Source organism: Salinirubellus litoreus (assembly GCF_037335815.1).
In the GTDB taxonomy this organism is placed as follows: Archaea; Halobacteriota; Halobacteria; order Halobacteriales; family Haloarculaceae; genus Salinirubellus; species Salinirubellus litoreus.
On sequence record NZ_CP147841.1, the window covers coordinates 3,705,142 to 3,730,979 of the forward strand.

Below are 25,838 nucleotides of genomic sequence, written 5' to 3' on the forward strand. Positions count from 1 at the left end.
TCAGCACGCGGTGGATCGGTTCAAGCAACTGTGATGCGGTCGTGATTGATCCACAATGCCAACACCAACCGACAACTTCGATCTGAATCGACCCGACGAAGGCACCAAGGAGTGGCACATCCCGCTCAACCATAACTTTACCAGAATCGACGAGTTGCTGGCGAGCGATTCCAAGCCAGCCGCCACCATGAACGGCGTCCACGCCAACGATTTCGATGGGGCGGGGCTCGCGTCGAAGGTCGACAACGCCCTGCAATGGCTCGCTGACAACGTCGACGGCCGTGGCGTGGTCCGCGTCACGCCGAAAGACGACGGCACCGCCTGGAACTGGGATACGGAGCTCACCATCGACGACTCGGTCCACCACGGCGTCCAACTGTTCATCGACGAGAACGTACCCATCGACTACGGCGGCTCCGGTGTCGCCATCACTATCGAGGGCGAGATCGCCGAGCGCCGGCCCCAGATCATCGGTGGCCTGTGGACGTTTTCCGGCGACCCGACGGGCTGGCTCCGTCTCAAAGATTGCTACGGCTGTGTCGTCTCGCCCACGCAGGTTGACAACATCGAGAACAGCAGTGGTGATGCGTTTGGTGTCAGTATCGAAAATCACGACCTCTGGTCGGAGCACACGAAGATCCGGGACTGTTTCATCCGCGGCGACCGCTGCGTCCAGTTCCGGATGGCCAGCGAGACCGGCGGGAGTGGCACCGACTCGTTCCAAGAGACGAAAATCCGCGAGTGCCATTTCCAGGGTAATGATTACTGTGTGAAAACCAAAGGAAACATGAAATACTCGTCGTTCACCGAGACGACGTTCCGCCCGGGCAGGGATGGAGCGAACTGTCTGTTTCTCGACCACAACCGGATGACCGGGTCGACGTTCCGCGACCTCAAGTTCGAGAACGCGGGGACGCAACTGAGCAACGATACCGGTATCTACGACCCGAACAACGCGACGTTCTACGGTCCGCTTATCATCAACTGCGCGTTCTACCGCATGGAGAACGACTTTGCCGGGGGGTCGGCACTCCACAACGTCACGTTCTACGGCGGCAACGGTATCCAGTTCGAGTTCCCGACCGGCGGTGCGAACGTCAACGTCGGCGACGGCGAAGTGTCGTTCGGCACGGACGGTGCGCGTATCTATCTCGATGGCTCGGGGGATCTCGTTGCCGTCGACGATGCCGGCAACGAGACGACGCTCACCTGAGGTCGTCGGATTCCCTTCCGACAGCGATAACAAGGGCGGCTACAACGATGGGGAAGTCGACGTCCAGGAGACCAGCGACGAGGGTGGTGGCTACGACCGATGCCTCTCAGACGCTGGAGACCTCGGACGGCTCGTCCGAGTCGTTGGGAAGCAGTTGGAGACCAGCACATTTGCTGTGTATCGTTGGCCAAGTTGGGTAGTGTGCCCCCCGCTCGCCAGTTGCCAAGGGATAGACACAGCCGCGACCGAGATTCGTAACGATAGGGCGTTCTTTGAACTCGGTGTGGTTAAAATGATACACGGAGAGAAGGGTGGCATCGACTTCCTCCCCCGTGCCATCATCGGTGACAACAGTACCGACTCGTTTCGGGGACTATTATTCGTAACACCCGTATCAACCTCCCTCGCGGAAGAGGGACATATATGATCTCCGAATGGAAGCACATCACAGACATCCGCGACCTCGACACCACCTAAGGGCCGCATCGCCTATCGCGACGGGTCTCTCTACGTTAACGAAGGCCCAGCGTTCTATGACGGATCAGTTGGATCGGCCAAGCGGGCAGTTCCAGAATGTGGTGAACATGACCAACGACGATCCTTGATCTACAAGCCGTCACAATCCAACATCAGACTGTTTCAAGTCACAACGCCCCGAATGTTCCTTGTCAGTCGGTACCGCAGTGGACGGTAGGCAGAGAGAGTTACGAAATAAACACCACCACCAAATATAATCAATCCGATTAAAACTGGCAACCCGTCAACGGCCAACTCAGTCCGAAGGCCAGCAATCACGGCTGTCATGACCATCGTCGCAACCCCACACCAAGCGAGCTCACCGACAGGTATGGTGACAGGAACTGTTTGGGCCAAGCTCCGCCAAAACAAGAACGCCCCTACGCCGAACGATAGCAAGGTACCGACTGCTACGCCTTCAATTCCGAAAGGCCGAATCAACAACAGGTTGACCACGAGATTCAACGCTAATGTTATGATGATTCCGCGGGCGGCCAAGTCCGGTCGATCGATGGCGTGTAGCGACCGGTGGAACAACCGATAAAACGCTTGCAGTATCTTCTCGCCCGAGAGCACGATAAAAACGATCGAAGCGATCGTGTACTCCGGTCCGAACATCAATCCTAGAATCTCCGATCCGAGTACCAATGCACCGCCAAACGCCGGGATGACGAGGAGAAGTGACGGTATCGTGGCGTCTGAAATCAGACTTTTAATCTTGTCTTTCTGGCCATCGGCGTGCCATTCACTGATCTGGGGGAGGATGGATTCCGCGACCGCATTGGTAAGGACAATAACCGCCTCGGTGATACGCCACGCGATCTCGTATGCTCCCACTGCCTCCGTCGTCAAAAAGAAGCCAATGATAGCCACGTCCATCCAGCTGTAAATATAACCCTGAGCGCTCGAGACGACGTGGTACTTCGAGAACCTCAGAAGCGACCGAGCACTCTCTATCGATGGTGACCCGAGCGTACTCTCCGAGCGGTGCCAGTTCCAGAGGAACATCACCCCGTTCCCGAGAATCAGTCCATAGATCATTCCGACTACCCCATACCCGAGCGTGACGAGTACACCACCGACACCGAACCATACGACCTGTCGTGCCATATCCGGCAGTGCCCGCTTCCCGATTCGTTTCTCCCCGCTGAGAACCTTCTGCAGTGTCTGAGCCAGTTCCCGGAGCACGAGAGCGACGAGCAGGAGGATGACTACATCCGCGCCGATGTAGTTGTTCACTCTCCCCTCGAAGACTAAGACGACTAGGCAAACGGGTACCGTCAGAATCAATTTCATGAGTAACCCTGTCGATAGGACTTCGTCTCCGGGCTGGCCCTCGCTGATGCGCTTCTCTATAGCACCTCCGAGCCCGAGATCGGAGAACAGGGCGAGTATGTTCAGGGTCGCCTGAAACAGAAAGTAAACGCCCATCCGTCCCGCCCCGAGCTCACGAGCGAAGAAAGCAATAGCTACGAACCCGACGATGGTATTGAATCCCTGCGCACCAAACAGCTTTGAGCTGGCTTTTGCGATATTCATATCCAGTCCGTTCTCTCGAATATCAACTGCCGATCTGGAGTGTCTCGACGAGGTTGCGCGGTGGAATCACACGGAGAGGACACACATACGTATCGTTTTGTGATTACTGGAAACAAAGTGATCGGAATCCAAGGAGGCAGGAAACAAGGTGATATCTCGTAGCCGGGTATCACATTTAGTGTTACTGTTTCGTCGGATAGATCCCGGACATTCGTACGAAATCGCGTGCATATTTATATTATAACTGTCGATATGAAAGCACTACTGGATAAGTGGGTTCTCCCCCTCGTATTCCCGGAACTTCATTTCACTCATGGGGGCACGAGAGGAAGTTCACCTAGAGCCCCTGGGGAGAGTCGGCAGAAGTTTCGAGGGGCGCGGACTCTGCCCGGGGCAGAGCGCACTCCATATCTCCAAGTAAGTCCGCGGGGGCCATTAGAGGGCGCGCCTAATATTTGCCACGACTGTGGTGTTACCACACACTATCTCCGATCTCTGTTGATCTACGGTCCGGTTTGATATCGTCAGGATTCATCAGAGGCGTGATCAAGCGCCTCGAGGAATGGTTTAATACCCTGTGACATAGTGTTCTCTTCAGCTATAATCTCTTTTGAACGTTCGGACATCTGATCCCTGAGATCCTTATTGTGAATCAGTACCGACAGGGCATTCCGAAGTGCGTGTGGATCTTTTGGAGGAACGACGATGCCGTTACCGCGAACGAGGTGCTCCGCGCCAGCAGCTGCATTCGTTGTGATCACTGGAAGGCCGTAGTGCATCGATTCGTTAAGTACCAGCCCCCAAGGGTCATGGAGCGTAGGGAGAACGAAGATGTCCGCCTCGGAGTAGTACGCGGCCTTAGTGTCCCCTTCGACGTATCCGACGAAGGAGATGCGGTCATCTCGTTCGGCCTGTCTTTCTAGTTCTTCGCGTTTATTACCATCCCCAGCGACTACTAACCTCACGTCCTCGTGTTCTATCTCCGAGAACGCCTCGATAAGGAAGTCGATTCCTTTCACGTCCCGAAGATATCCTAGCGATAGAATAGTGATTTTCCCATTATTTGCTAAAACCTTCTCGGAGTCCGGCGGGGTGGGCAATTGACTATCGGGCATCACCTGCCCACCAACAAAGATGTCGTCGGGGTCCGCGCCTCGAGCGATCAGATACTCGCGCGCCTTGTTACTGTATGCGACGAAGGCATCGGCATGACGGTACAGTATTTTCCTGTAGGCTGTCTCGAACCTTTTCAAGCACTCGATTCCTATTCGCTTCAGGACCGGGCTGGTCGAAGCGTTATGTATGAGTTCTGGAAGACGTTCGTACGAGGTCGGGGTCTTCATCGCTCCTGACCAGAGAACGAATGGCTTGTGTCTTATTTTCGACACCAGCAGCGTCAAGAACGTCGTGACGATAGTCGAAAAGGTGTCTACCGCGACGTACGCGTCTCGGTCGCTCAGGAGGATTCGTATCGGTAGTAAATAATTCAGGACGAACGGGCCGACATTAGCCGATCGAAGCAAGTGACGATCGAATGTATACCCCTCCAGTGACGTGTCCCAGAGACGATCGCTCTCCTCCTCGAAGCAAAAATATACCATCAGATCCACGTGCTCGCTGATTCGTTCGAAGAGATCGTTCCTGTAGGGTGAAATCGTGTTGTGAATAATCGCTACTGCGGTCTCTCTGTCCATCGTTCTCGTCTCCAGTACAACCAATTAACAGATAATTATTACTATCGTCTAATACATCAACGACCACCGGTCCTACAATACCGACCCGGATCGTCACCCTCCGAAGCCGCCGTCTCGCTATCTGTTTTCCTGTGTCCGTATAGAGGGCTTGTTACAGCGTCCACGATTGCGAGATAGTTTCGTACTGTTTATCAGTCGTACTATCCGGGAAATTCATATTGCATGACACCAATATCAGACAGACGAAGGCCGATCGCAACGAATATGAACCGATCTGATCAGGTGTCAAACTTAGTACGTCAAGCATACGCAATCGCCCTTCACGACGGGCCCCGCATGTTCGCCTATCGAGCCGCCAGATTCCTCCCAAACAAACTCATCACAGCGCTAATAAATCGGCGGTCGCTCTCTCGAGAGGAGGTACAGAGGCTCGCCGAGCAGCGTGAGGCGATTTGGTATATAGAGGAAGAAGATCCCATCGAGATATCTCAGTGTTACACCGGGACCGGCGAGCGGTTGTTTGATGGGTATCCAATGGAGTTCTCGCCTGCTCGCCCGTTCGTGATAGAGATAGAGGACGGTCACATCGTCGGGCCGAACGCGGTTGTCTTCTCGGAAGATCACCAGGTCGTGATCGAGTCGATTCGTTCGGAGGAGTTCGATCTCAACCTGTTGAAGAGACCGGACGACCTACACGTCCCCCCCTCGGTATTCGCCATCTTTATCCGACGGTTGTTGAATATCTATTCGTATACGGCCCCGTACTACGAGGAGGACTGCGTCTTCCCGCTGATATCGCCGGACGCGAGTTACTATCATTGGGTCGTGGAATACCTCCCCAAGCTCCGACTACTGGAGCACTACGAACGCCAGACCGGTAGAACACCGACGGTCCTCGTCGAATCTCAACCTCGTGATTTCGTCCGACAGAGCCTGCACCTCGCCGGAGTTGACCCACTCAGATATCGTGAGTGGACGAACGTAGAGAGACGTGTGAAACGACTGGTTTTGCCGATTCACCAGCTTCAAGGGCTCAAAAACCGCGCACCCCACCGCTCGAGGTACGATCCGTCACGTACCGGATTAGAGTGGGTGCGGACGAGGATGCGGTCCAACATTTCCGACGGGAACACCGGCGGTAAGGAGCGGATCTACGTCTCCCGTCAGAAGGTGCAGTCCAGTCGGAGCCGTAAAGTGGCGAACTACGATGCGTTGGTCGAACTCCTCCGTGACTACGGGTTCACCACCTACGTACTTGAGGAGTTAACGTTCGAGGAGCAAGTCGAACTCTTCGCCGATGCGGATATCGTCATGGGCCCTCATGGCGCAGGGCTAGTCAATATGCTCTTTGCCAACGATCCGCTCGTTATCGAACTGCTCCCAGAGTACAAAAAGACACCATATTTCTACTACATCTCCGACATGTTCGACTTCGAGTACGAGCCGATCGTATCATCGACGACAGACGGCGACCTGCTCGTCGATATCCCGGATTTGAGATCACGGCTAAACGCGCTCGGCATCTAATCGAGCGACAGATCATCGACGAGTCGTCCGAGAGAGGAGCAGTTCGGCGGACAGGACAGGGGTTACGACGAGATCGGGGCAAAAACTACCTCGACAGAGAACGAACGGTCTCCACAATATGGTATCTCCCCATAATATAATATCTTGTTATGTAATCTAAGTAAATAAACGATACGTAGCCTCTTCTCTCCCTCTAAAATACGTTCTGGATTCCGGGTTACCCACGTCTACATCTCTCTCTCTCTCTTTGTCCGGTTTAGGCAACGAACTCAGCTCGGATCTATACATACGCCTCGGTGGGTATCGGGGTTAATCGTTGTTCCAGCTAGATCTCTCGATCACGGACAGTAGCGAGTCTTCGAAGTGCTTCCTGTCGAATCGTTCACCGTGTGCTTGTATTTCTTCAGTGTCAAATTCGGCAGGGTCGAAACTCCGGACCGCTTCGACGAGCGATTGCGTATCCGGGTCGAACGTCCGGCCTGTTTTGGGAGTGATGTGATGCTGGAGGAATCCTTCACTGACCCCGATTATGGGCTTTCCTGCTCGGAGGGCTTCGGCACCGACCATACCAAACGGCTCCTGTACGGGAGCATAGATCACCGCGGTGGCATTCGCCACCAATGATTCTATATCGTCGACGTACCCACGAATCTCGATGTTCTCGTGCCCACGCGCGATCGAACGGAGTCGGTCTTTTTCCGGTCCATCACCGGCAATGACGAGCCGTTCATCGAGGCTCTCGAAAGCCCTGGCAATCATAACGATACGCTTCTTTTTCGAGAGCCGAGACCAGGTGACGTAGTAGCCGTCATCGCCTTCGTTCCGCCAGTCTCCGATAATAGGAGGGTAGACGATTTCCGAGGACCGGTCGTAGTACGTGTCCAGGCGATTTTTCGTTACTTCGCTGTTGGCGATAAATTGATCAACGTAATCGTTCGCCTCCTTATCCATCAGCCTACACGTTTTGATATATAGTTTGAGGAGTGAGGAGATAACGGGATAATCGAACTGTTCCAAGGTGTAATGATATAGATTGTAATAGTACTGTGGTAGCGTGTGGACATAGTTGAGGACTCGCTGATTCTCTGAAGGTGTGTAGTGTTTCGCGGCATGATTGCTTTCGAGTATCACATCGTAGTCATCGAGCTCAGGTATATCGCTGAGATCCAGCATCAGGCTCCACGTGCGCATCTGGTCTGCAACTGCTCCGGGCGAGTCAACGATGCGACTTAATACACCACTGGTGTACTTAGACTGGTTCACCGGGTAGATCGGTACATCCGATGGGATCCGTACATCCGGAGATATATACGCGGTGTAGATGGGGGCATCAAGAATACGTGCAGCCTCGATAACCACTCGCTCTGCACCCCCTATTGTCGGAAAATTATCGTGGAGAATAGCGACGGAGGGTGTGTGAGCAGCATCCATCACTCCACCCCGACGATAGGGGAGAATAAATCGTTTATCACCTCTGTCACTGCACCGGTCGTCAACTTTCCTGGCGGGACTGTGATCAACAGGCGACAAACCACGATCTTATCGGATGAGTCCGTCGCTCTCTCGTATATAGCCCGCCCAGATACCTCTACAGTCCCCCGTATAGTACCAAGAACCATCATCTGGTTGTTCAGTGTCACTGCACGCTAATCACGCTCTCACATGGGCAGAACCGGTCTCGAACACCGGTGACGAAATACAAAGAGACCGTAGGAACGCGCGACACACCCCTAGTCGGGAGCAGCGACACGCCTGCCTCAGTCGCGAGGCAGGAGAGGTTACCGGACTACCCTACCCCTGGAGGAGGGCAGCCGCGTCGCCGTCAAACGGGGGCCGACCGAGCGCCGTGCTGTCCCCGCCGCTGATCGTCCCACCGTCGGTCTCCGATCCGCTGCCAGGATCGAACCAAGTCAGTTGGTACTCTCCGGCCGAGAGGTCGAGGCTGACCTCGTCCCCGTCCGGGAGGTAGACGGCGTAGGTCCGACCCGAATCTTCGAGCATGTATCCGTCTCCCCCCGAGACCTGGCCGTGGACGACCTCCATCTGCCAGTACGGTATCCGATCGAAGAAGTCGAGCAGGTATCCGCTCCACTCCAGCGCGGGGGCGATGTCACGGAGGTCGTCGATATCCTGGTCGAGCGAGTGGCCACCACCGTCCTGCATGACGTACCACTCGAAGCCACCGCCGCCGCTCATGAACGTCGGCCACATCTGACGTACACGGCCGTGCGGGAGCCCCCGGTCCCGATCGTCGTGGTCGTTCTCGACTCCGTACGGTTCGTCGAGACTTACGACCCAGGGAGCGCCGGCGTTCGCCGACTGGCGCCGCCACTTCTGGACCACGTTCGCCAGCGTGTCACCCTTCCAGTCCCAGGCGCCCTGGAAACTGGTCATCTCGATGTCGTCGTTGCCGAGGAGCGAATCGTATACACTCTCGTCGCCATCACGCGTGTGGACCGCTACGGGGTGGTCGTAGGGGTCGACATCGTGGAGGTACGCCGAGAACCGCTCGTGTTGCGTCGTCGTGAAGTCGTTCTCCTCGCCGAGGTTCCACTGCAGACCCGGCTGGTGACCGAACCGAGCGGTGAGTTCGCGGAAGAACAGCTTTCGCTCGACGCCGAGGTTACCGTCGTCGAAGTAGTTCTCGTTCGCCGACTCCGTCTCTGCCAGCACGACGTGGAGGAACACGCCCTTGGACTGGGCGTGGGTGAACACGGTCTCCCACTGCCGGAGTTTGTCGGCATCGTACCTGGTTTTGGCGTCCATATCGACGAACGGCCAGGTGTCGTTCCCGTCCCCCCCGACGTTCATCGGGAGGAAGTAGACGCAGTTCGACCCCGTCGACGCGATGTAGTTGATCGCGCCGACGATTCCTTTTCCGTCGCCACTGTTCCAGTCGGGGTCACCGGACTCCCAGTCGTCGCGGTGCGCGGCGTAGTCGTGCGCCGCGTTGGGCTGGTTCGTGAACCCGGTGTACCCCATGAAGTTCTCCGGGATGTCCGGACCACACTTGAGCCACCGCGTCCCGTCGGGGAACTGCAGGTAGTGGTCCCCACGGTTCTTGAGGGTACCGTACGCCCGGAAGTCACGACCGGACTTGTCGGACTCCGCCACCGAGAACGTCCCGCTCGCGCCGTCGAACGACGTTGCGGACCCGGCCGTCGGATCGAGGCTGACGGCTACGTCGGTCCCCGTTCTGAACGAGGCACGGTAGCTCCACGTACCAGCCTCGTCGGGGGCGAATCGTGCCTTCCAGACGTTGCCCGACTCGCCACCGTTCCCGTCCGTCGCGTAGAATCCCGGAACCACGTACTCCTGGCCGCTGGGACCCGTGAACGTGACGTTGAGTCGGTACTGGAGGAACGGGTTCGGATCCGCCCGTTCGTCCGTGGATGGGCCCTCGAAAGCGAGCGTGACACGATGCCACTCCTTCATCTCGCCGGACACCCTCGGGCCGTCGGGCGAGGGAGTCGGCGTCGCAGTCGATGTCGGCGTCGGCGTCGGCGTCGCGGTCGACGTGTCGGTCCGAGCGAAGCCGACCCAGTTGATATTGAACCCGTACTCCGCACCGTTGGTGAGCGCCTCGAGTCGAAGGACCCGCCCGCCGCTGATATCGAGGCCGGTGAGCGTCACGGTCTGCCAGTTCTGCCAGTCGCCGGTGTTCGGCACGTCGAACGTTCCGATGACCTCGCCGTCGAGGATCGCCCGCAGCTTCGTCCCGTCGTGGATCGACGCGACGCGGGCGCGGAGCTCGTAGGTCCCCGCGGCGAGATCGACGGTGTACTCGATCCACTCGCCGTCTTCGATCCACCCGACGTTGTAGCCGTCGTCGTCGGTCGTCGGTTGGATATCCACACCCTCGTCCCGGTACGCGCCGCCGGAGTTCTGCCCGTCCACGTCGTGGTACGCGATACCCTCCCCGCCCTCGTCGTACGCTTCGGCCTCGATTCGCGACACGTCGTGGTCGGTGTACGCCGGCTGACGTGGATCGGGCGTAGGTGTCGGTTCGGGGGTCGGCGTGGCCGTCGCCGTGGGCGTGGGTTCGGGCGTCGGCGTGGCTGTCGTGGTGTCGCCGCCCGTTCCCGACGGCGTGAAGCCCGTATCGTCCGTCACGAGTAGTTTGTCGAGGGCGGTCCCGTCCTCGCGGTACGCGATCGTTAGTTTGTGGGTGCCAGCCGAAAGCGTGGGCGACAGTGGGAGCTTGCTCCAGCGCCACTCGTCGCCCAACTCGACGTGCCACTCGGTGTCGGGACTGCCGTCGACCCCCACGTAGAACGTGTTGCCGTTCGACTGCCCTCTGGTCCGGCCCCACAGGACGTAGTCGTCGTCGGCCGCGAGGTCGAACGTGTATTCGGCGTGGCCGGCTGCCGGGGGCCCGTCGTAGTTGTCCCGGCCCTGGTCCGGGGTGACGATGTACTCGCCACCGGCGGCCGCGGCGTCGGTCCGGATCTCGAACGGGTCGAAGTTCGCGCCGTCACGGGCCGACTCGGCCTCGAGCCAGACGTGTCCGGAGGGCGTCGGTGCCGGCGCGGGCCCGGGCGTCGGCGTTGGCGTTGGCGTCGAGATCTCGCAGGCGCTCTTCAGGCTCTCGGCCTCGCCGAGCCCGGAGGGCTGATACGATTCGTCCCGAGTGAGGACGAACTTGTCCATCTCGAACCCGTCCTCGCGCATCGCGAACTGCACGGTGTGCGTGCCCGCGGTGTCGACGTCGATGTACGCACGGACGTCGGGGTCGCCACAGTGGTTCGAGGACGTGCGGAGACGGCTCCGCCAGTGCCACTCACCGTGCGGCGTACACCACTGGATCCGTGCCCCGGACCGCTCCCAGGTGCCATCGACGCCGACGTGAACGCCGTTGTCCTCGCTCCCGGTCCGGAGCCCACGCACCCAGACGTAGTACCGGCCGGGCTGGTCGAACTCGACGGGGTAGTCGACGATCGCCATCGGGTCACCGTCGGTCGGATAGTCGTCGAAATTCACACCGCTTTCGAGTGGGTCGTCGTGCGTGACGCGCGTGTCCGGGAGGATCTCGATGTACTCGCCGTTGCTCGCCGTCGACGCGTGACTGCCGTCGGGGTCGGGCGAGACGTCCGGCTCGGACCCCTCCGAGACGCGGTACCACTGCCGTTCAGCCGTGGCGTGCTGTGCGGTGAAGTGTTCGGCCTCCGCGACGATCCGGCCGGTCGCGTTCGGCGCGAAGGTCGTCGTCGAATCACACGGCTCCGGCGTCGGCGAGGGAGTCGGCGTCGACGTGGGAGTCGGTGTCGGCTCCTGGTACGTGCTGTCGTGGACGAGAAGTCGGTACGAGCCCGCACCGTCGTTGAGATCGATCACCTGAACGAACATGGTCCCGGCCGCGTCGGGGGTGACCGTCAGCTCGTTCGGTGCCGTCCCTTCGACGAGAAGATCCGCGAACGTGCCGTCCGTCTTGTAGACGGCGACGGCCGCGTTACCCGAGCCGCTGACGCGCTCGAAGGCGATGGTGAGTTGCTGGTCGGCGTCGACCTTCGTCGCGAACCAGTCGTGTTCGTCCGCGGTGAGGCTCCCCTCGGCGCCGCGATTGACGTCGACCGACGTGGCACTCTCCTGATCGTCGTTCGGTTCCGTCTCCTCCGTCGTAACGGCGATCGACTCCGTCGAGCGAATGATCTCCGTGCCCTCGGACGTATACGCGTACGCCGGCTGAACGAGGCCGTTTACGCCGCTGGATCCGAATCCGACCCCGGCGCCGAGTAGTGCTCCCGCGAGCACCGTGCCGCGGAGGTACGACCGCCGCCCCATCCATGCTCGGCCGTCGTCGTCGGGTTCTCGTGGCTGGTCCGTCGTGCTGTCGCGAGTCACATTCACATCTCGAAGAGGTGTAAAAAAATAGATTCGCACGAGTATATTTCGTGATACTGATGATGGTTTATAGCTACGGAAAATATGCATACCATCTCGACCAGGCTGATATATCATAGAGCCCGGACCTGTAAGAAAGTGCATCCAGAGCTGGAGACCGAGAGAGATATCTCTCCTAATACATATTTATCTCAATATCGACCTCTAATTCGATTCCGAGATGTTCCCGTCCTTTCGCGGTGCGTCATCGACAGCGGTCCACACGGATTCCGACTATGGGATAGACCAACTGTCGGCGGGGTTCTTCACCTCCCAAGCGGATCCGGTACAGCGCACCGTAGCGCGAGAGGAAGAGCCCACGGGACAGACTGGTTCACGGCCGTCGTCCCGATGATTCGCTCGAGGCGCCATACGGCCGTTCGTAACTACCACACCTTCGTGTGCGAGTTCGTGGCCTCCGTTCCCACCCGCCCTCCCGACTCTGTCCCCGGTCTCGGCGGAAAGCGTGTGCCGTGAGCAGCTACCCGTCCCCGCCTTTCTGAAGGTCTCGTATCACCTCGCACACCCGGTTCAGACTGTTCTCTCGAAAGAAATCCGGTTTCGTTCCCGAACCGTCCTGTGAGTCCCGGAGTTCCTCGCTCAATCGTTCCGGGGAGTCGACCAGCGTCGCATCGCCCCGATCGATCAAGGGAGCCATGTGTTCGACACCGGGAAGTTCGACCAGATAGGTGTCTAGGCCATAGGAGAGCCCCTCGAAGATGGTCGTCGAGTAGACGGCCACTTGGGCACCGGATTCGGCCAACAGCCGGTGGAGTGCCCGTCCGTCGGGACCGGCGACATCAACGCTCGATTCGGCGAGCCACGGGTATAGCCGCTGCCAGTTCTCGTACTCGTTGGGGTGGAGCTTGTAGACGATGTCCCGGTCCGTTTCCAGCTGCTCCGAGAGGTCTACGGCGAACTTGGATAGGCCCGGGGCGATCATCCACTGGGACATAAAAAGTATCTGATCGGTCGACTCGACATCGGCGTAAGTCTCCTTGCACCTGTCGAGATACGGGGAACCCACGCTGATGACGTGGTCTTGATCGATCGGATACGCACCGGTATGGTTCCAGAATTCCCCGAAAGTAAGGAAGTAATCCGGAAAGGTCCGTTTCGTCCGGTCGCCAGGGAAGGAGTACTCTATCAGGTATTCACTGATGTGTCCGTGCTGTAGTTCCGCGACCGGTATGTCCAGGTTCTTACAAGCACTAATAAACGTCTCTTTCCCCGAACTCGCGACCAGAACGACGAGTTCGGGGTCGACCCGGTTGAGTACCCGCTCGTACAGACCGACCGTCGCCTTGTGACGCCGCAGTTTGTTCAGGGCTTTCCCGGTGACGTCCACTTCGACGTCGAAGTCAGATCGGATCCGTTCGTGGGTCGCCCGGAGTTTACCCCACTCCCGTTCGTTCGGGGAGATTGACCCGAGACCGAACTCCCCGCTCAGGCTCCCGAAGTAGTGGATCAGGTCCAGATAGCGGAGGTTGTCGGTCTTGGCCGGCCTGAAGTGCCGGTTCAGGAACGGCTCTTCAACCTGCTGGTAGTCCGCGTCCGACGCCTCGTGTATCGGATCGCAGTAGATGTCCCACCAGCGGCCATCATCCATCCGTTTCCGCCTGGAGAGCCCATGAAAGAGTAGATCCGACTCGGGTGTGAAAAACGGGTTTCGAATCACGGTATTCCGGGCCAGCAAATACGCTCCCTTGAGTCGGTCTCGAACCCCTCGACTTAGCGGTTCGTGGTGGTACCAGACCTCCGTAGCGAACATGATTTCCTGGAACACGTCGTAGCGAATCAGCTCCCAGATGTGTACCCCATCAACGGCGAGCGAGAATAGATCGAGGTCGGCCTCAATCGTTAAAAACTGCTCATGGATATCGCTATATCGGGTAGAGACCACGGAATCAGTAAGAGTCATAGAACGGCCATCGGTAGTAGAAATATTTAAGCTTCTGATCGAGATACGAACGCGTTCCGGGCCGTTCGGAGGGAACTGGACCGAGGCGCGTCGCGATCGTTGATAAGACGGGCGTAAGGACACTCGCTGATGTTACGCCATTCTGCATCACAGCCACGGTCATGGGGGGCCGACCCGCCCCCCAGCAGAACGGAACGCTTGAGGCTTTACGCCTGTTCGTCCACTCGTACGGTAACCGCGTCGAGGGAGGAGCAATCGCCATCCCCGCCCGGCGGGTCGTCGGTGTGCCAGAGGTGAAGTTCGCGATACGCGTTCCCGATCCTCGGCGACGCAGGGACGTCGTTTGCGTAGAGGAGGAAGGTGACTCGGCAACCGGTTTCGGCCTCGGCCGACGTGAATCGATACGGGATCCTGACGCTCTCGTTGTGTGCCAGTTCGACACTGAATCGACTCGCCTGTCTCCGGTCTAGGACCCTTACCGACCGGTTCGTCAACTCGGTCCGCTGAATCTGGACGACGACCGTGTAGTTCAGCCGGCGGTGCTCGTTGTTCGTAATGCCTGCCTGGATCCGGGCCGTGTCGTTCGGTCCAACTGTCGATAGGTACTCGCTCATCGTGGGATCGCCGGACTCGTCTCCACTGAGGACGTAGAACTCGGTGAACTCCGCCGTGTCCTGTCCCACCGACGGGGCGACGACGATCGCCCCGCCGACGAGTACCAGGATCAGGAGCGAGATGTTGAGGATCGCATCGATCCTGGTCGGGGGGGTTCTCAATCGGTCAATCCATGAGCCGGATCCTCCGACGGGCGATGCGAACGTCCCCTCTTCGCTCATCCACCGGCGGAGAGTGGCCACGAAAGCCAGCAGGAGGGTGTACACGGCTACTGTGAGGACGATCGTCATCGGGACGATCCTGACGGAGGCGAGACTCAACAGGATACCCAGCACCGGGACGACGACGACGCTGACTAGTGCCGATAGCCCTACCCACTCCGACCGGTTCAGACCGGCTGCCGTCCACCCAGGTAGCGAGGTATTCTGACTGCCCGGTAGTCTGACCCACTCGGCGGGATCCGATCCGGATTCCTCCATGGAATAGGGCAATAACGCCGCGAGGGTCGCGTATCCCGGCGCGAGCAGCACGCTGAAAAGGCCCAGTACTGTTCGTAACGTAGCCAGCGGAGCCGGAAGCTCGAACGGCCAGTACGCGAGGACGGCCGTGACGGACACGAGCCCGACGACCGCGGCCAGGTCGACAGGCACTGTTTCGCGACCGGCTCCGGTGCTCCCGTCGGTCATCGAGTGACTCCCCTGGAACCCGTAGACCCGACGGACCGTCGATTACCCGCTGTCGGCGACGGACCGTTCCGGCCCTGCGCCCCATTCCGTCCCGCGTAATCGTCCGACACTACCTGACTAGCTCTCATAAGATGACGTACACGGAGAGGCTGAGCATCCATCCGCCGAATCCGATAGCGATCGTGAGGTTGAGGAGTTCCCGATTCGGGAGCTGCAACCCGAGCGCCGAGCCGAGTTCCACGACACCGAGAAACGAGACGTACAAGAGGGAGGCGTAGACCGACAGGTAAGTCCCACCGAACCTCCAGAACCAGGCGCCGAGACACGCCCAGACGAAGAGCAGGAGGGCAACCCACGCCAGGGGATCGGGGACGATGTATGACTTCTCCATGAGACCACACAGGACTGCCGAAAGGTACACCGGAGGTCACTAAAAACGTTACCGCCGACGGGTGGTACTGAAGCGCACACAGGTGACAGGGGAACAGGAAAGTCCCCGCCGCCGCGGTCGGCAGGGAGACGGACGTAGTCGTCGTCTACTTCCGCTGCCAACACTCGAACCGCTCCACTCGAACATCTTCTCGAGCAGCTCTTGGAGCGACGTAGGCACTCGGCCCATGAACGGTTCACGTTCTCAGACTGGTTCAACTAGACGGTGTGATTCAGCTATATATCACCGTGCTACTGTTCGTCGCCCACTCGACCTATTATTAGACAGGTATACGTTTCGCTCCCACACTACCCCGGTCATTCCGGTCGTGTAAACCTTGTTCGTCGCATTTATTTCCCGATAGAGCCACCAGTCGGCGATGTATAAGGTGCCGGCGACGTCAGTCGCATAGCCGACTTGATGCTCGGTCCATCGGGTCCGGTATACCAACGCACTATCCGCTCGTATCCCATCGGACGAGACGTCTGCTGCCTCCATGCGTCCCTGATCGCTGAACCGGTGGGACGCCTCTCTGGTCACCCATAGCATCGTGATCTCAGGGTTGTGCAGGTCCACGTATCTCACCATTGTCTCTAGTTCCCGCAGTTCCTGCTCGGAGAAGTCGACCTGCTGCTCGGGAGTCGAGTACGTCTCCCACATATTCGGTCCGGCGTGGAGGCCGTACAGGTCGTCACCAGCGGTGAGCGGTCCGGTGACACCGACGGTGACGATAAGCACGAGGAGGATCGCACGCTTGACCCCGATCCCACCTACCGAACCCCAGTCGGTCGAGTCACCGAGCCCTCTACTGAGATGCCAGAGCCCGATTCCAGCGATTACCGAGAAAAACAACGTCAGCGGCAGGCTCAACCGGGAGACCGTATTGAGAAGTGGGGTTTTCAACACGGCCAGTGCACTGCCTAACCCCAGGATCACGGCCCCCGCTACCTTCGTATACTGGGTGTACCGAACGAACACTCCCACCACGCCCGCGACGAACAGCGCCGTCAGCCCGATGAAGTACAGGCCGTCGACAGCGAAGAGACTCTCGAAGGCGACACGGGGCGTGTGGTACGGGATATCGGTTCCAAATCCGAACACCGTCCGCTCGCCACCGGTATCGCTGACGAAGGGATCCGAGACCTTGCTCGTCGTGAACTGGACGAAGTAATCGACTATACTGACCCTGGCGGTGACGAGATGTGTAATGCCTGCGGTGAGCGCGAAGAGTATCGGAACGAGCCTCGGGAACGCGTCGTTCACCTTCCACTCCCGCCCGAACTCCATCGTCTTCAGAACCGAAGGGGCGTACAGGGTGACGACCATCCCAGCGAACAGGATCTGTGTCACGTGGTGTGCGAACACGAGTCCTCCCACGGCCAGTAGTGCGATCACGGACAGCGCCGCGTGATACCGTTCAGGGACCGATTCCCGCCGAACTGTCACATAGAGCAGGAAGAAGACGAGTACGGTCGCGAACGCCTGTGGGAAGAAGTACGTCGTGTAGTTGTGGACGACGCTCAGCGTTGAAAAGACGAACGTCACCGCGATGGCCTTCGACGGCGACAGCAGGTCCCGACTCAGGTAGTACACTACCAGGACTGCGACCGTATACGAGAGTATCCCTAAAACGATCAAGGAGTCGTAGGCCGGGAGCCCGGTGAACGAACCAACGGCCCCGGCCGTGATGTGAAGCGCAGGGAACGAGTCGTAGCTCGCATACACCGGTCCGATCGATTCGATCTGACCGGTCCGGTAGAGGACCTCGATCGCCCTCGTGTGACTGAGAAGGTCGGTCTCGCCGTAGTAGAACCCCGTCGACAGGTACTTGGTCATGGGACTCACGGTGAAGAGGATCACGAGTTGTGGGACGACGGCCCTCGTCGCCCCACCGAACAGCACCTGATAGGCGAGCAGTGAGTAGCCGATCCCGAGGGCTGCGACGACGACTGCTAGACGAGTGCCAGTTACGTACGTCACGATGTATGCCACACCAGTGAGAAGCAGCACGATCTTGATCGACCAACGGTTGATGTGTTCCGCCTGCCAGGTCGGAGTCCCCGTTTCACTTCGGGTACTGTACAGCGCAGCCGCGATCAGGATGCCCAGGAGGACGTAGCCCCCCTTGATCGCTGTGACCTCGCCGATGAACCGGTACACGACGGCGAGTGTCAGTAGCATCAGGAGACCGAAAGCCGCGAAGAGGTAGCGGGCGGGATGGTCCACCACCGATAGGGAGTTGGACTGGAAGGAATCCGCGTCGCTCATGCCTTCTCCCCTCCGGAAGATGATATCATATCCATACTCGTGCTGGTCAAGCTAACTCCTTCTGTCCGCAGATATGGTACGACGACGGTTAAATAACCGACGACGTCGGTCGGTCCTTGAGACCGACGTGGTTTCATACTGGAGGGCACAACGGAACCATGATCCCTCGTTCGCTGACGCTGGGGTAGTGAGCGCCAGAGGACTCGGGGACCTCCGATCGAGATACGCGACGTAGACGACGATGAAGAGGGATCAGTGCATAGATGCACAGCATCCCGTTGATATCGAGGGATAGCGCCCGGTCGATATAGGTTGTCACCAGGGATTCGGCACACGGGCTAAGAGAGAACACAAAATGACAGCACACTCGACCGCGATTCTGTGGGTCGGGCCTTCGTCCTGTTCCGCGACACCTTGGGGATGCTGGGGCCCAGCTCCTCAACAAGAACGGTTTCCTCATAGATTCGACCCGGACATGCTATCGGGAAGCGGGACTTAGAGAGGATCAGACACTAACCACGACATACTACCCCCGAGAGTCCTAGATACGAGTCATGGCAGACGTGCACTTCGAGTATTCCTTGACGAATGTCGTTTGCTACCGGTTACGCTGATAGCCCGGTTAGGCTCGTCGTCACCTAATCCCCCCTCTTTATTACCTCCCCGCTTACCGAGGTTCCGCGAGTTGGCTCTTCGGATCTCGTCTGCTCGTAAATATCATGGTGTAACTCCGCGACGTTAGCGTATGAACACGCCTCCGCATATTCACGCATATTCTGGGATAGTTTTTCACGTTGCAGGTTATCCCTCAGTAGGGTTTGAACTGTTCTCTCTGCGTCGTCGATACGATCGAAATCACAGATCTCCAGGCACTCCCACTCCTGTTTGAGGCTTCGGAAGTAGGGGAGGTCAGCTGCAACGACGGGCTTGGCGTACGTTGCGCACCAGTTGAAAATACCGCTTTGACCAACTGTATTGATGATTCCGCCCTGTTCCGCCTGCTGATATGGAAGGATGATGAGGTCGCTGGCGATAAATGCCGCATGAAATTCGTCTTCTTCGAGAAAACCGCTGACGGTTAGATTGTCGGATGCGTTATCGAGTATGTCATTGTAGTACTCCTCATATGCCTCCTTGGATGGCCCTCCGGCGAGCAGAAACTCGTGGTCATCAAACTCGGTGGCCAGGTCGACCATATGATCGTTCCCTTTTCGGGGCTCGATATAGCCCGGTTGGGTGATTACGGTCTGTTCCGGGTCGTAGCCGAGACGCGACTTCGCCTCATCTTTGCTGATCTCGAACGGCCGCTCCTTGGTTGCCCCATGGGGGAGAACGGTGAATGCCCCGGGCCGGACGCTCTCGATGAATTCATCAGCAGTCCTGTTGGAGAGGAATATCACATGGCTTGCGCCAGAGACGATCAGAAAATTGAGTATCCTCAGATAGAGGCCTTTGAGCCCTCTTGCTGGCCCAGAAAGGTGATTGGCGTTTAATCCTTCATGGATCGTCACGACAACGGGGATTCCACGGAGTCGAGTCAGCAAATATAGTACCGAGAAGAAGGGCCATGTCATTCCTGCAAAGAGCCCATACATTCCATACTCATGCTGAACATGTACTACGTCAGAGTCATTCGCCCCGGCTAGAAGAGCCTGTTTCATAAAGACCAATGGATTATTGCATTCCATTGGAAGTATGACTTGATTAACCTCGACCTCGGACATTTCCTTGACAAGCTCTTCGGTATAATCACCGATCCCTGATCGGCCATCCGCTGGCCCGGTCACAATCTTCACCTTCATCTGTCACCATCTAGATTAGTTAGGCATAGGTTTCTCACTCACTCTCCTCCTATATGTTAAACTTACTTTCCCACCTGATATAACTTACGGTTGGTATGAATTTCATCCCCCATATAAATTTTACCTATAAATTCTTGGAATAAGCCATAGCGTGAACGATTCAGGCGCGGGTAGTAGAGAGTACACTAAATAGATTTCCTGGGTGAATACGGGGGGCAAAAAAATTTGATATCCTGGTAACCCTTTCATTACCGGCCCTCCCGATGCTGAAATTCTTAACTCTATCGCGGCGTATCTCATCCGGAGCACTGTTTTTGACAATATTCAGCTGCTTCCAGCGTTGAAGGCTGTACTGAACGACCTCAGATATCTCGATGAAGGGGGTAGGAGTGCGAGCCTTCGGATCGGGTAGGTTGGGGTTATATCTTTAGATACAGTAATCCGAATAATAACGAACAAAGGACGGTTTAGTTGAGTACTCCTCGACAAGCATTCGATCACCCATTTCCAACCGTGTCGCCAGGGCGGGTTGATCCAAAGCGGTGCCGTTGCCTGGATTATGACGAGGAAGCCGAAGAGTGCGACGAGGAAGAAGACTTCGTAGGTGAGAGACCCGACAACGACGAGTACGAGCACGGCGAGCATCCACGCGAGGTGGGCGTAGATGGATCACTGACGTTTTGTAATCGGTGTCTCCTGCCGTTCGTCAGTTCTCGATTCGAAACTGACACACCCTGGAATATTTGACTCGATCGAACAATACCGGCGCGAGGGTATGAAAGTGACATTGGTTTCTCCCCGATCATGTTAGTCGTCTAGGGACGTCGGTTCGGTCTCCACTGCGACTAGACGTTCATCCCGGGCCACCTCGTCGCCTTGATTTACGTGTCGACGGGTACAGTCGAACACAGGCCGCAGTCGTCAGGAAGGGAGTTTTCGTTACCGATGAACTGATTGACACACTCGCCGGCTCTCGCTGTCGAACCGGACACCGCTTCGATCGTCGTGAATATTCGTCTCTGGAGTCCTCAAGCGGCAGCTGGTCGAGTTTGAATCGTGGCCCGGTGTTGGTACCACCCCCACATTATGCTCGGGTACTCCTCAATAGATCGCTCGACGAGACTCACGGACCAAAGCACTACGAGACGGATGATACGACATCGTCAAGAACGCAAGCATGAACAGATACAACAGCGCGCGGAGGGCGGTGGGGGTTTCAATATCGCCGCGGAACTAGAAGCAGATATCGAGAACGATGACCGGGGACCGATCGGCTACGGACATCTTTCGACTCCTCGCCGACGACACCCGGGTCGAGATCCTTCGTGCTGTCGCTGTGTCCCAGTACGAACTCGAAGGCGTCGGATCGGGGGCGGCCGAGCTCGCGTTCTCCGAGATCTACGAGCGCGTCGACGTGGAGAACACGTCGAAGCTGTCGTACCACCTCGGCGAGCTCACCGGAACCTATCTTCGAAAGAGCGAGGACGGCTACTCCCTCTCGCACGCCGGCGAGCGCATCGTCCGGTTCATCCTGTCGGGGAACTACGAGCAGCCGTCGTCGTTCGGCCCCGAACCGGTCGATGGCGTGTGCGTCTTCTGCGGCGAGGAGGCGCTGGAAGCGAGCCTCTCCCACCAGTTCTTCCGCATCGACTGTGCGGCCTGTGAACAGCAGGTGACGGGACAGCCGATAACGCCAGCACAGGTCGAGACGCGCGACGGTGATGCGGTCGTACGGAGCGTCAAACTACGCAGTGCGGAGGTCGCAAGGCAGGTCCGACGGGGGATGTGCCCGGAGTGTGGTGCACACCTCTCCACGGACGTGGTCGAGGTACCCGAGAGCCCGTTGCCCGATGCCGATCCGTTCGTGGTCACGAGTGCCTGCGAGGCGTGTCTCCGAGAGTACAACAGTCCGCTGACCTACAGTGTCGTCTACCACCCGGCGTCGGTCGCGTTTCACTGGGACCGCGGGGTCGACGTGACCGCACGGGGTATCTGGGAGTTCCACGAACACGTCCACGAGGGGCGCTGGACGTCCGAGCGGGTGGTGTCCGATCCCGACGAGTACGAGGTCGTGTTACGTCACGGCGACGATGCGGTTCGGCTCCACCTCGATGACTCCGCGACGGTGGTGCGGACGGAGCGCGTGCGACGTGAGAGCGGCGAGTTTCGGCGTTCCTGACAGTATTGTTACGAAAGCGACGTTGAGCGGATCGCGGTAGTCGTCAAGGAGGACGCGGATTGACGGGATCAGGAGGACGGTCGCCCGGATTTCTGCTCAACACAGATTTTGAAACGGATCCGATGAGTTATCATATCTCCAATACTTTTATCGGTGTCGCTTGTCCGAGCCACGACCGCGGTCGACGGAGACCAACCCATGCAAGCGAACGATCCACGCGATCCGACGATCGAGCGGAATCGAGACCCGAACCGGAATCCCGACCGACGGCAGTCGGTGCAGCGCGGATCGATGTCCGTCGAGGAGATCGCCGACGCGTACGCGGACGTGGCCGACGAACTGGCTCGATGGCGACGACTCGACCGGCTCTTCGCCGGCCGGTATCGTCGTAGCCAGTTCGAGCGCGCGGACGGCCGCGTCCTGGACGTCGCCTGTGGCACCGGGCGGAACTTCCGCTACCTCCGGTCGGCCAGCGGAGTCGTCGGCATCGACGTCAGCGACGGGATGCTCGCTCACGCCCGCGACGAGCTCGACAGGCTCGATGCGGACGGCACCGTCCACCGAATGGACGCCCAGTCACTCGAGTTCCCCGACGACAGCTTCGACACCGTCGTCTCGTCGTTCTCGACGTGCACGTTCCCCGATCCGGTCGCGGCACTCCACGAGATGGAACGGGTCTGCACTCCCGATGGGAGCATCCTGCTGCTCGAACACGATCGCAGCGACGCCGCCCCGCTCGCCTGGCTCCAGGACTGGCGGGCCGACTCCCACTACGAGAGGAACGGCTGCCGGCTGAACCACGACCCCCTGAGGACCGTCGAGGAGGCCGGACTCCCGGTCGAGGACATCTCGACCGCACTCCTCGGTCTCGTCACCGCCATCGACGCCGTTCCGAGGTGATCGCTCGATGAGCACGTACACCGCCGCATACTCGCTCGAACGTCGGGTCGAACGACCCACACACAGCCACCCCGACCGATGACACCATCAGGACCCTCCACGGCGTGCGACTGCACCGATCGAACCACCAGACGGTCGTTCCTCACCGGTATCGGCGGACTCGGACTCGCGGGCCTCGCGACCGTGGCCGATCGAACGAGCGCCACGGTCGGCTCACGGAGCGCCGACTCACGGGTGGGTGACGGCCCCTTCGATGACCTCGACGAACTCGAAATGTTCGTCGATGAGGTGATGGCCGAACGGGTCGGGACGATCACGCCCGGAGCCACGGTCGCCGTCGTCTCGGGGGATACGCCACTCCTCACCAGGGGCTACGGCTCCGCCGACGTCGACTCCGGCGATCCGGTCCGGGCCGACGAGACGGTGTTCCGGGTCGGCTCGGTCGGCAAGCTCGTGACGTACACCGCCGTCGTGCAGGGCGTCGAACGGGGCGTGCTCGATCTCGACACCGACGTCAACGCGTATCTCGGCGGCTCCGCCGTCACCGTTCCGGACACCCACGGCGATCCCGTGACGCTCCGGCATCTCGGTACACATACAGCCGGATTCGAGTCCGCGCTCGATCCGGAGGTCGTCGCCGATCCGGACGCACTGGAGCCGCTGGAGACGGTTCTCGCCGATCGGCAACCCCCGCGCATTCGTCCCCCCGGCGAACTCGTCGGCTACTCGAACTACGGGGCGGCTCTCGCGGGACACGTCGTCGCCGAAGCCCACGGCACGACGTTCGAGGCGTACGTCCAGTCGGAGATCTTCGAGCCGCTCGGGATGACCCACAGCACGTTCGCCCAGCCCGTTCCATCCGATCGACCGGGCGAACTCGCTGCGCCGCACGTCCGCGACGGCGGGTCGTTCTCGGTGGCCGACGACGCGTACATCAACATGCGGCCGGCGGGGTCGCTGAGCGCGACGGCGACGGACATGGCCGCGTTCGTGAGGGCACACCTCGGCGGCGGCGCAGTCGATGACGCGCGGATCCTCGGCGCCGAAACCGCCGAGACGATGCACAGCCGCCACCACGTGCGCCACCCGGCGGTCACGAACTGGCGGTACGGGTTCCACGAGTACGGCGATCCGGACGCGAACCTCGTCGCCCACTCGGGCGCGACCGTCGACTTCACGAGCTACCTCCTGCTCGCGCCGGATCGCGATGTCGGGATCTTCGTCGCCTACAACAGCAATCCGAGTGAACATCCGAAGGCCGTTATCGACGAGATCGTCGCGGAGTACGACCTCCAGGAAGCGCCGACCGCGCCGACACCGACCTCGAGACCGGGCGGTCGGGAGCGCGCGGAAACCGTCGCCGGGGAGTACAGCCTCTCGTCTCTCCCGCGGAGCGGTCCGCTTCAGGTCGTCGATCTGCTCGAACACCTGATCGTGGAACCGGCTGGCGAGCGTCACCTGCGCACGGCGACCCTCGACGGAGATGTCCGACAGTGGGTCGAGACCGACCCGTACGTGTACGAGGAGCTCGGCGGCCACGACGTCCTCGCCTTCGAGGTCACGGATGGTGCCGTGGACGTGGCGAATATGAGCAGCGAACCCACCGGCGTCTACCAGCCGGTCCCGTCCCACGAACGCCAGCTCGTCACCGGGGGTGTTCTCGGGGCGACGGTATCCGGATTCGGCATCTCGCTCGTCGGGTGGGGCGGGCACAGCGCCTGGCAGCGGTGGACGCAGTTCCGGAGGGGCGGCGACCCCGGTACGGAGGATACAGAATGACGGATCGGCAGGCCGCTCGGCAACGAGCCGGAGAGCCACACGAACGGGATGACCGACGCGGCCTCGCACACGCCGCTAAACGTCGATTAACTACCCCCTCGTGGCTCGCCCGCGCGGCGGGCGTCGCCCTGAGCGGTGTCTCCGTCGGGTTCGTCGTGCTCTTCGTGTCCGTCCTGGAGGTCGGCGGCGAGCTCGCGCTGCTCACGCGACCGCTTCCGATGCGGGTCGCACTCGCACTCCCGTATCTCGTCGGGAGCCTCGCGCTCGTCACGACCGCCGGAGCGCTACTGGCGTGGCGGTACCGCTACTGGTCACTGCGCGCACGGATCCACCAGACGGTACTGGCGCTGCTGGGTCTCGCGTTCAGCTGGCAGCTCTCGATGCTCGGCTTCCTGCCAGTGTGATCACGTTTCGAGCGGAGCGGGATTCACGACCTCAAGGAGATACACGACGAGGAGTGCCAAGCGCGCATCGTCTCGCCGGATTCGAATCCCGGTCCTCGAATTAATGTAGGGACTGGACCCAACGTTTACAGTGTAGGGATTCATCCCTACAACAGGGATGGGGGACGACGTGACCACGCTCCGGGACGAAACGAACGCCTACGACGACGGCGAGGTCGTCACGATACGGTTCCTCGCCGTTCCGACCTCGGCGCGCTTCCCTCGGGGGCTGAAATATGCCTTCCACTACGGCGTTGCAGGGGCCGAACGCCCGATCATCCGGTTCGACAACCACCACGGACCCCACGAACTCCACCTCGGGGCCGCGACGTTCGACATCGAGTTCCCCGGGCTGGAATCCCTCGAAGCCTGCTTCGTGGCGGCCCTTCCACCGGAGAAGCGTGCCGACTGGTAGCGTCGTCGGCCATCCCAACACACGAGACTCA

16 protein-coding genes are annotated in these 25,838 nt (G+C 59.3%); 7 read left to right on the forward strand and 9 right to left on the reverse strand.

Annotation, left to right across the window (positions count from 1 at the left end; all coding sequences use genetic code 11):
• Positions 1-55 precede the first annotated feature (55 nt).
• Entirely contained in the window at positions 56-1,213 is a 1,158-nt protein-coding gene (locus WDJ58_RS18525) for a hypothetical protein (protein ID WP_338914782.1), read from the forward strand.
• Between the two features lie 639 nt (positions 1,214-1,852).
• Here WDJ58_RS18525 and WDJ58_RS18530 read toward each other — a convergent pair.
• Both WDJ58_RS18530 and WDJ58_RS18535 read right to left on the reverse strand, forming a co-directional pair.
• Complete coding sequence (locus WDJ58_RS18530; RefSeq protein WP_338914783.1) at positions 1,853-3,268, reverse strand: flippase; 1,416 nt, start codon at positions 3,266-3,268, stop codon at positions 1,853-1,855.
• Positions 3,269-3,792: 524 nt separating this feature from the next.
• The gene (locus tag WDJ58_RS18535; protein WP_338914784.1) at positions 3,793-4,962 is read right to left on the reverse strand and encodes a glycosyltransferase family 4 protein; all 1,170 of its coding nucleotides are present in this window, start codon (positions 4,960-4,962) and stop codon (positions 3,793-3,795) included.
• 336 nt (positions 4,963-5,298) lie between these two features.
• Between WDJ58_RS18535 and WDJ58_RS18540 the strand changes: the two genes are divergently transcribed.
• Positions 5,299-6,489 carry a glycosyltransferase family 61 protein gene (locus WDJ58_RS18540; RefSeq protein ID WP_338914785.1) on the forward strand — a complete coding sequence of 397 codons (1,191 nt, stop codon included), beginning with the start codon at positions 5,299-5,301 and terminating at the stop codon, positions 6,487-6,489.
• A gap of 309 nt (positions 6,490-6,798) precedes the next feature.
• On the opposite strand, the gene WDJ58_RS18545 is transcribed toward WDJ58_RS18540, so the two are convergent.
• The 7 genes from WDJ58_RS18545 to WDJ58_RS18575 all read right to left on the reverse strand — a co-directional run bounded on the left by WDJ58_RS18545 (position 6,799) and on the right by WDJ58_RS18575 (position 20,091).
• Complete coding sequence (locus WDJ58_RS18545; RefSeq protein WP_338914786.1) at positions 6,799-7,920, reverse strand: glycosyltransferase; 1,122 nt, start codon at positions 7,918-7,920, stop codon at positions 6,799-6,801.
• 360 nt (positions 7,921-8,280) lie between these two features.
• On the reverse strand, positions 8,281-12,330 hold the full coding sequence (locus tag WDJ58_RS18550; protein WP_338914787.1) for a carbohydrate-binding protein: 4,050 nt from the start codon (positions 12,328-12,330) through the stop codon (positions 8,281-8,283).
• A gap of 520 nt (positions 12,331-12,850) precedes the next feature.
• Positions 12,851-14,290: a hypothetical protein gene (locus tag WDJ58_RS18555; protein WP_338914788.1), complete on the reverse strand. Its 1,440-nt coding sequence runs from the start codon at positions 14,288-14,290 to the stop codon at positions 12,851-12,853.
• 206 nt (positions 14,291-14,496) lie between these two features.
• Positions 14,497-15,591: a DUF1616 domain-containing protein gene (locus WDJ58_RS18560; RefSeq protein WP_338914789.1), complete on the reverse strand. Its 1,095-nt coding sequence runs from the start codon at positions 15,589-15,591 to the stop codon at positions 14,497-14,499.
• Positions 15,592-15,715: 124 nt separating this feature from the next.
• A complete protein-coding gene (locus tag WDJ58_RS18565) occupies positions 15,716-15,982 on the reverse strand; it encodes a hypothetical protein (RefSeq protein ID WP_338914790.1) in 267 nt (88 codons plus the stop codon).
• Between the two features lie 282 nt (positions 15,983-16,264).
• A complete protein-coding gene (locus WDJ58_RS18570; RefSeq protein WP_338914791.1) occupies positions 16,265-18,289 on the reverse strand; it encodes a hypothetical protein in 2,025 nt (674 codons plus the stop codon).
• 638 nt (positions 18,290-18,927) lie between these two features.
• Positions 18,928-20,091: a glycosyltransferase gene (locus WDJ58_RS18575; RefSeq protein WP_338914792.1), complete on the reverse strand. Its 1,164-nt coding sequence runs from the start codon at positions 20,089-20,091 to the stop codon at positions 18,928-18,930.
• A gap of 1,255 nt (positions 20,092-21,346) precedes the next feature.
• On the opposite strand from WDJ58_RS18575, the gene WDJ58_RS18580 reads away from it, so the two are divergent.
• The 5 genes from WDJ58_RS18580 to WDJ58_RS18600 all read left to right on the forward strand — a co-directional run bounded on the left by WDJ58_RS18580 (position 21,347) and on the right by WDJ58_RS18600 (position 25,807).
• Positions 21,347-22,270 carry a helix-turn-helix domain-containing protein gene (locus tag WDJ58_RS18580; protein ID WP_338914793.1) on the forward strand — a complete coding sequence of 308 codons (924 nt, stop codon included), beginning with the start codon at positions 21,347-21,349 and terminating at the stop codon, positions 22,268-22,270.
• 198 nt (positions 22,271-22,468) lie between these two features.
• Positions 22,469-23,170 (forward strand): class I SAM-dependent methyltransferase, encoded by a 702-nt coding sequence (locus WDJ58_RS18585; protein ID WP_338914794.1) that lies wholly within the window; start codon positions 22,469-22,471, stop codon positions 23,168-23,170.
• Positions 23,171-23,248: 78 nt separating this feature from the next.
• The gene (locus tag WDJ58_RS18590; protein WP_338914795.1) at positions 23,249-24,949 is read left to right on the forward strand and encodes a serine hydrolase domain-containing protein; all 1,701 of its coding nucleotides are present in this window, start codon (positions 23,249-23,251) and stop codon (positions 24,947-24,949) included.
• Between the two features lie 164 nt (positions 24,950-25,113).
• The gene (locus tag WDJ58_RS18595; protein WP_338914796.1) at positions 25,114-25,353 is read left to right on the forward strand and encodes a hypothetical protein; all 240 of its coding nucleotides are present in this window, start codon (positions 25,114-25,116) and stop codon (positions 25,351-25,353) included.
• 157 nt (positions 25,354-25,510) lie between these two features.
• On the forward strand, positions 25,511-25,807 hold the full coding sequence (locus tag WDJ58_RS18600) for a toxin-antitoxin system TumE family protein (RefSeq protein WP_338914797.1): 297 nt from the start codon (positions 25,511-25,513) through the stop codon (positions 25,805-25,807).
• Positions 25,808-25,838 lie beyond the last annotated feature (31 nt).

Bases quoted from the DNA above. Each gene is read 5' to 3' on its own strand.
- WDJ58_RS18525 (WP_338914782.1), top strand. From the start codon at position 56: ATGCCAACACCAACCGACAACTTCGATCTGAATCGACCCGACGAAGGC.
- WDJ58_RS18530 (WP_338914783.1), bottom strand. From the start codon at position 3,268: ATGAATATCGCAAAAGCCAGCTCAAAGCTGTTTGGTGCGCAGGGATTC.
- WDJ58_RS18535 (WP_338914784.1), bottom strand. From the start codon at position 4,962: ATGGACAGAGAGACCGCAGTAGCGATTATTCACAACACGATTTCACCC.
- WDJ58_RS18540 (WP_338914785.1), top strand. From the start codon at position 5,299: ATGTTCGCCTATCGAGCCGCCAGATTCCTCCCAAACAAACTCATCACA.
- WDJ58_RS18545 (WP_338914786.1), bottom strand. From the start codon at position 7,920: ATGGATGCTGCTCACACACCCTCCGTCGCTATTCTCCACGATAATTTT.
- WDJ58_RS18555 (WP_338914788.1), bottom strand. From the start codon at position 14,290: ATGACTCTTACTGATTCCGTGGTCTCTACCCGATATAGCGATATCCAT.
- WDJ58_RS18560 (WP_338914789.1), bottom strand. From the start codon at position 15,591: ATGACCGACGGGAGCACCGGAGCCGGTCGCGAAACAGTGCCTGTCGAC.
- WDJ58_RS18565 (WP_338914790.1), bottom strand. From the start codon at position 15,982: ATGGAGAAGTCATACATCGTCCCCGATCCCCTGGCGTGGGTTGCCCTC.
- WDJ58_RS18570 (WP_338914791.1), bottom strand. From the start codon at position 18,289: ATGAGCGACGCGGATTCCTTCCAGTCCAACTCCCTATCGGTGGTGGAC.
- WDJ58_RS18575 (WP_338914792.1), bottom strand. From the start codon at position 20,091: ATGAAGGTGAAGATTGTGACCGGGCCAGCGGATGGCCGATCAGGGATC.
- WDJ58_RS18580 (WP_338914793.1), top strand. From the start codon at position 21,347: ATGACCGGGGACCGATCGGCTACGGACATCTTTCGACTCCTCGCCGAC.
- WDJ58_RS18585 (WP_338914794.1), top strand. From the start codon at position 22,469: ATGCAAGCGAACGATCCACGCGATCCGACGATCGAGCGGAATCGAGAC.
- WDJ58_RS18590 (WP_338914795.1), top strand. From the start codon at position 23,249: ATGACACCATCAGGACCCTCCACGGCGTGCGACTGCACCGATCGAACC.
- WDJ58_RS18600 (WP_338914797.1), top strand. From the start codon at position 25,511: ATGGGGGACGACGTGACCACGCTCCGGGACGAAACGAACGCCTACGAC.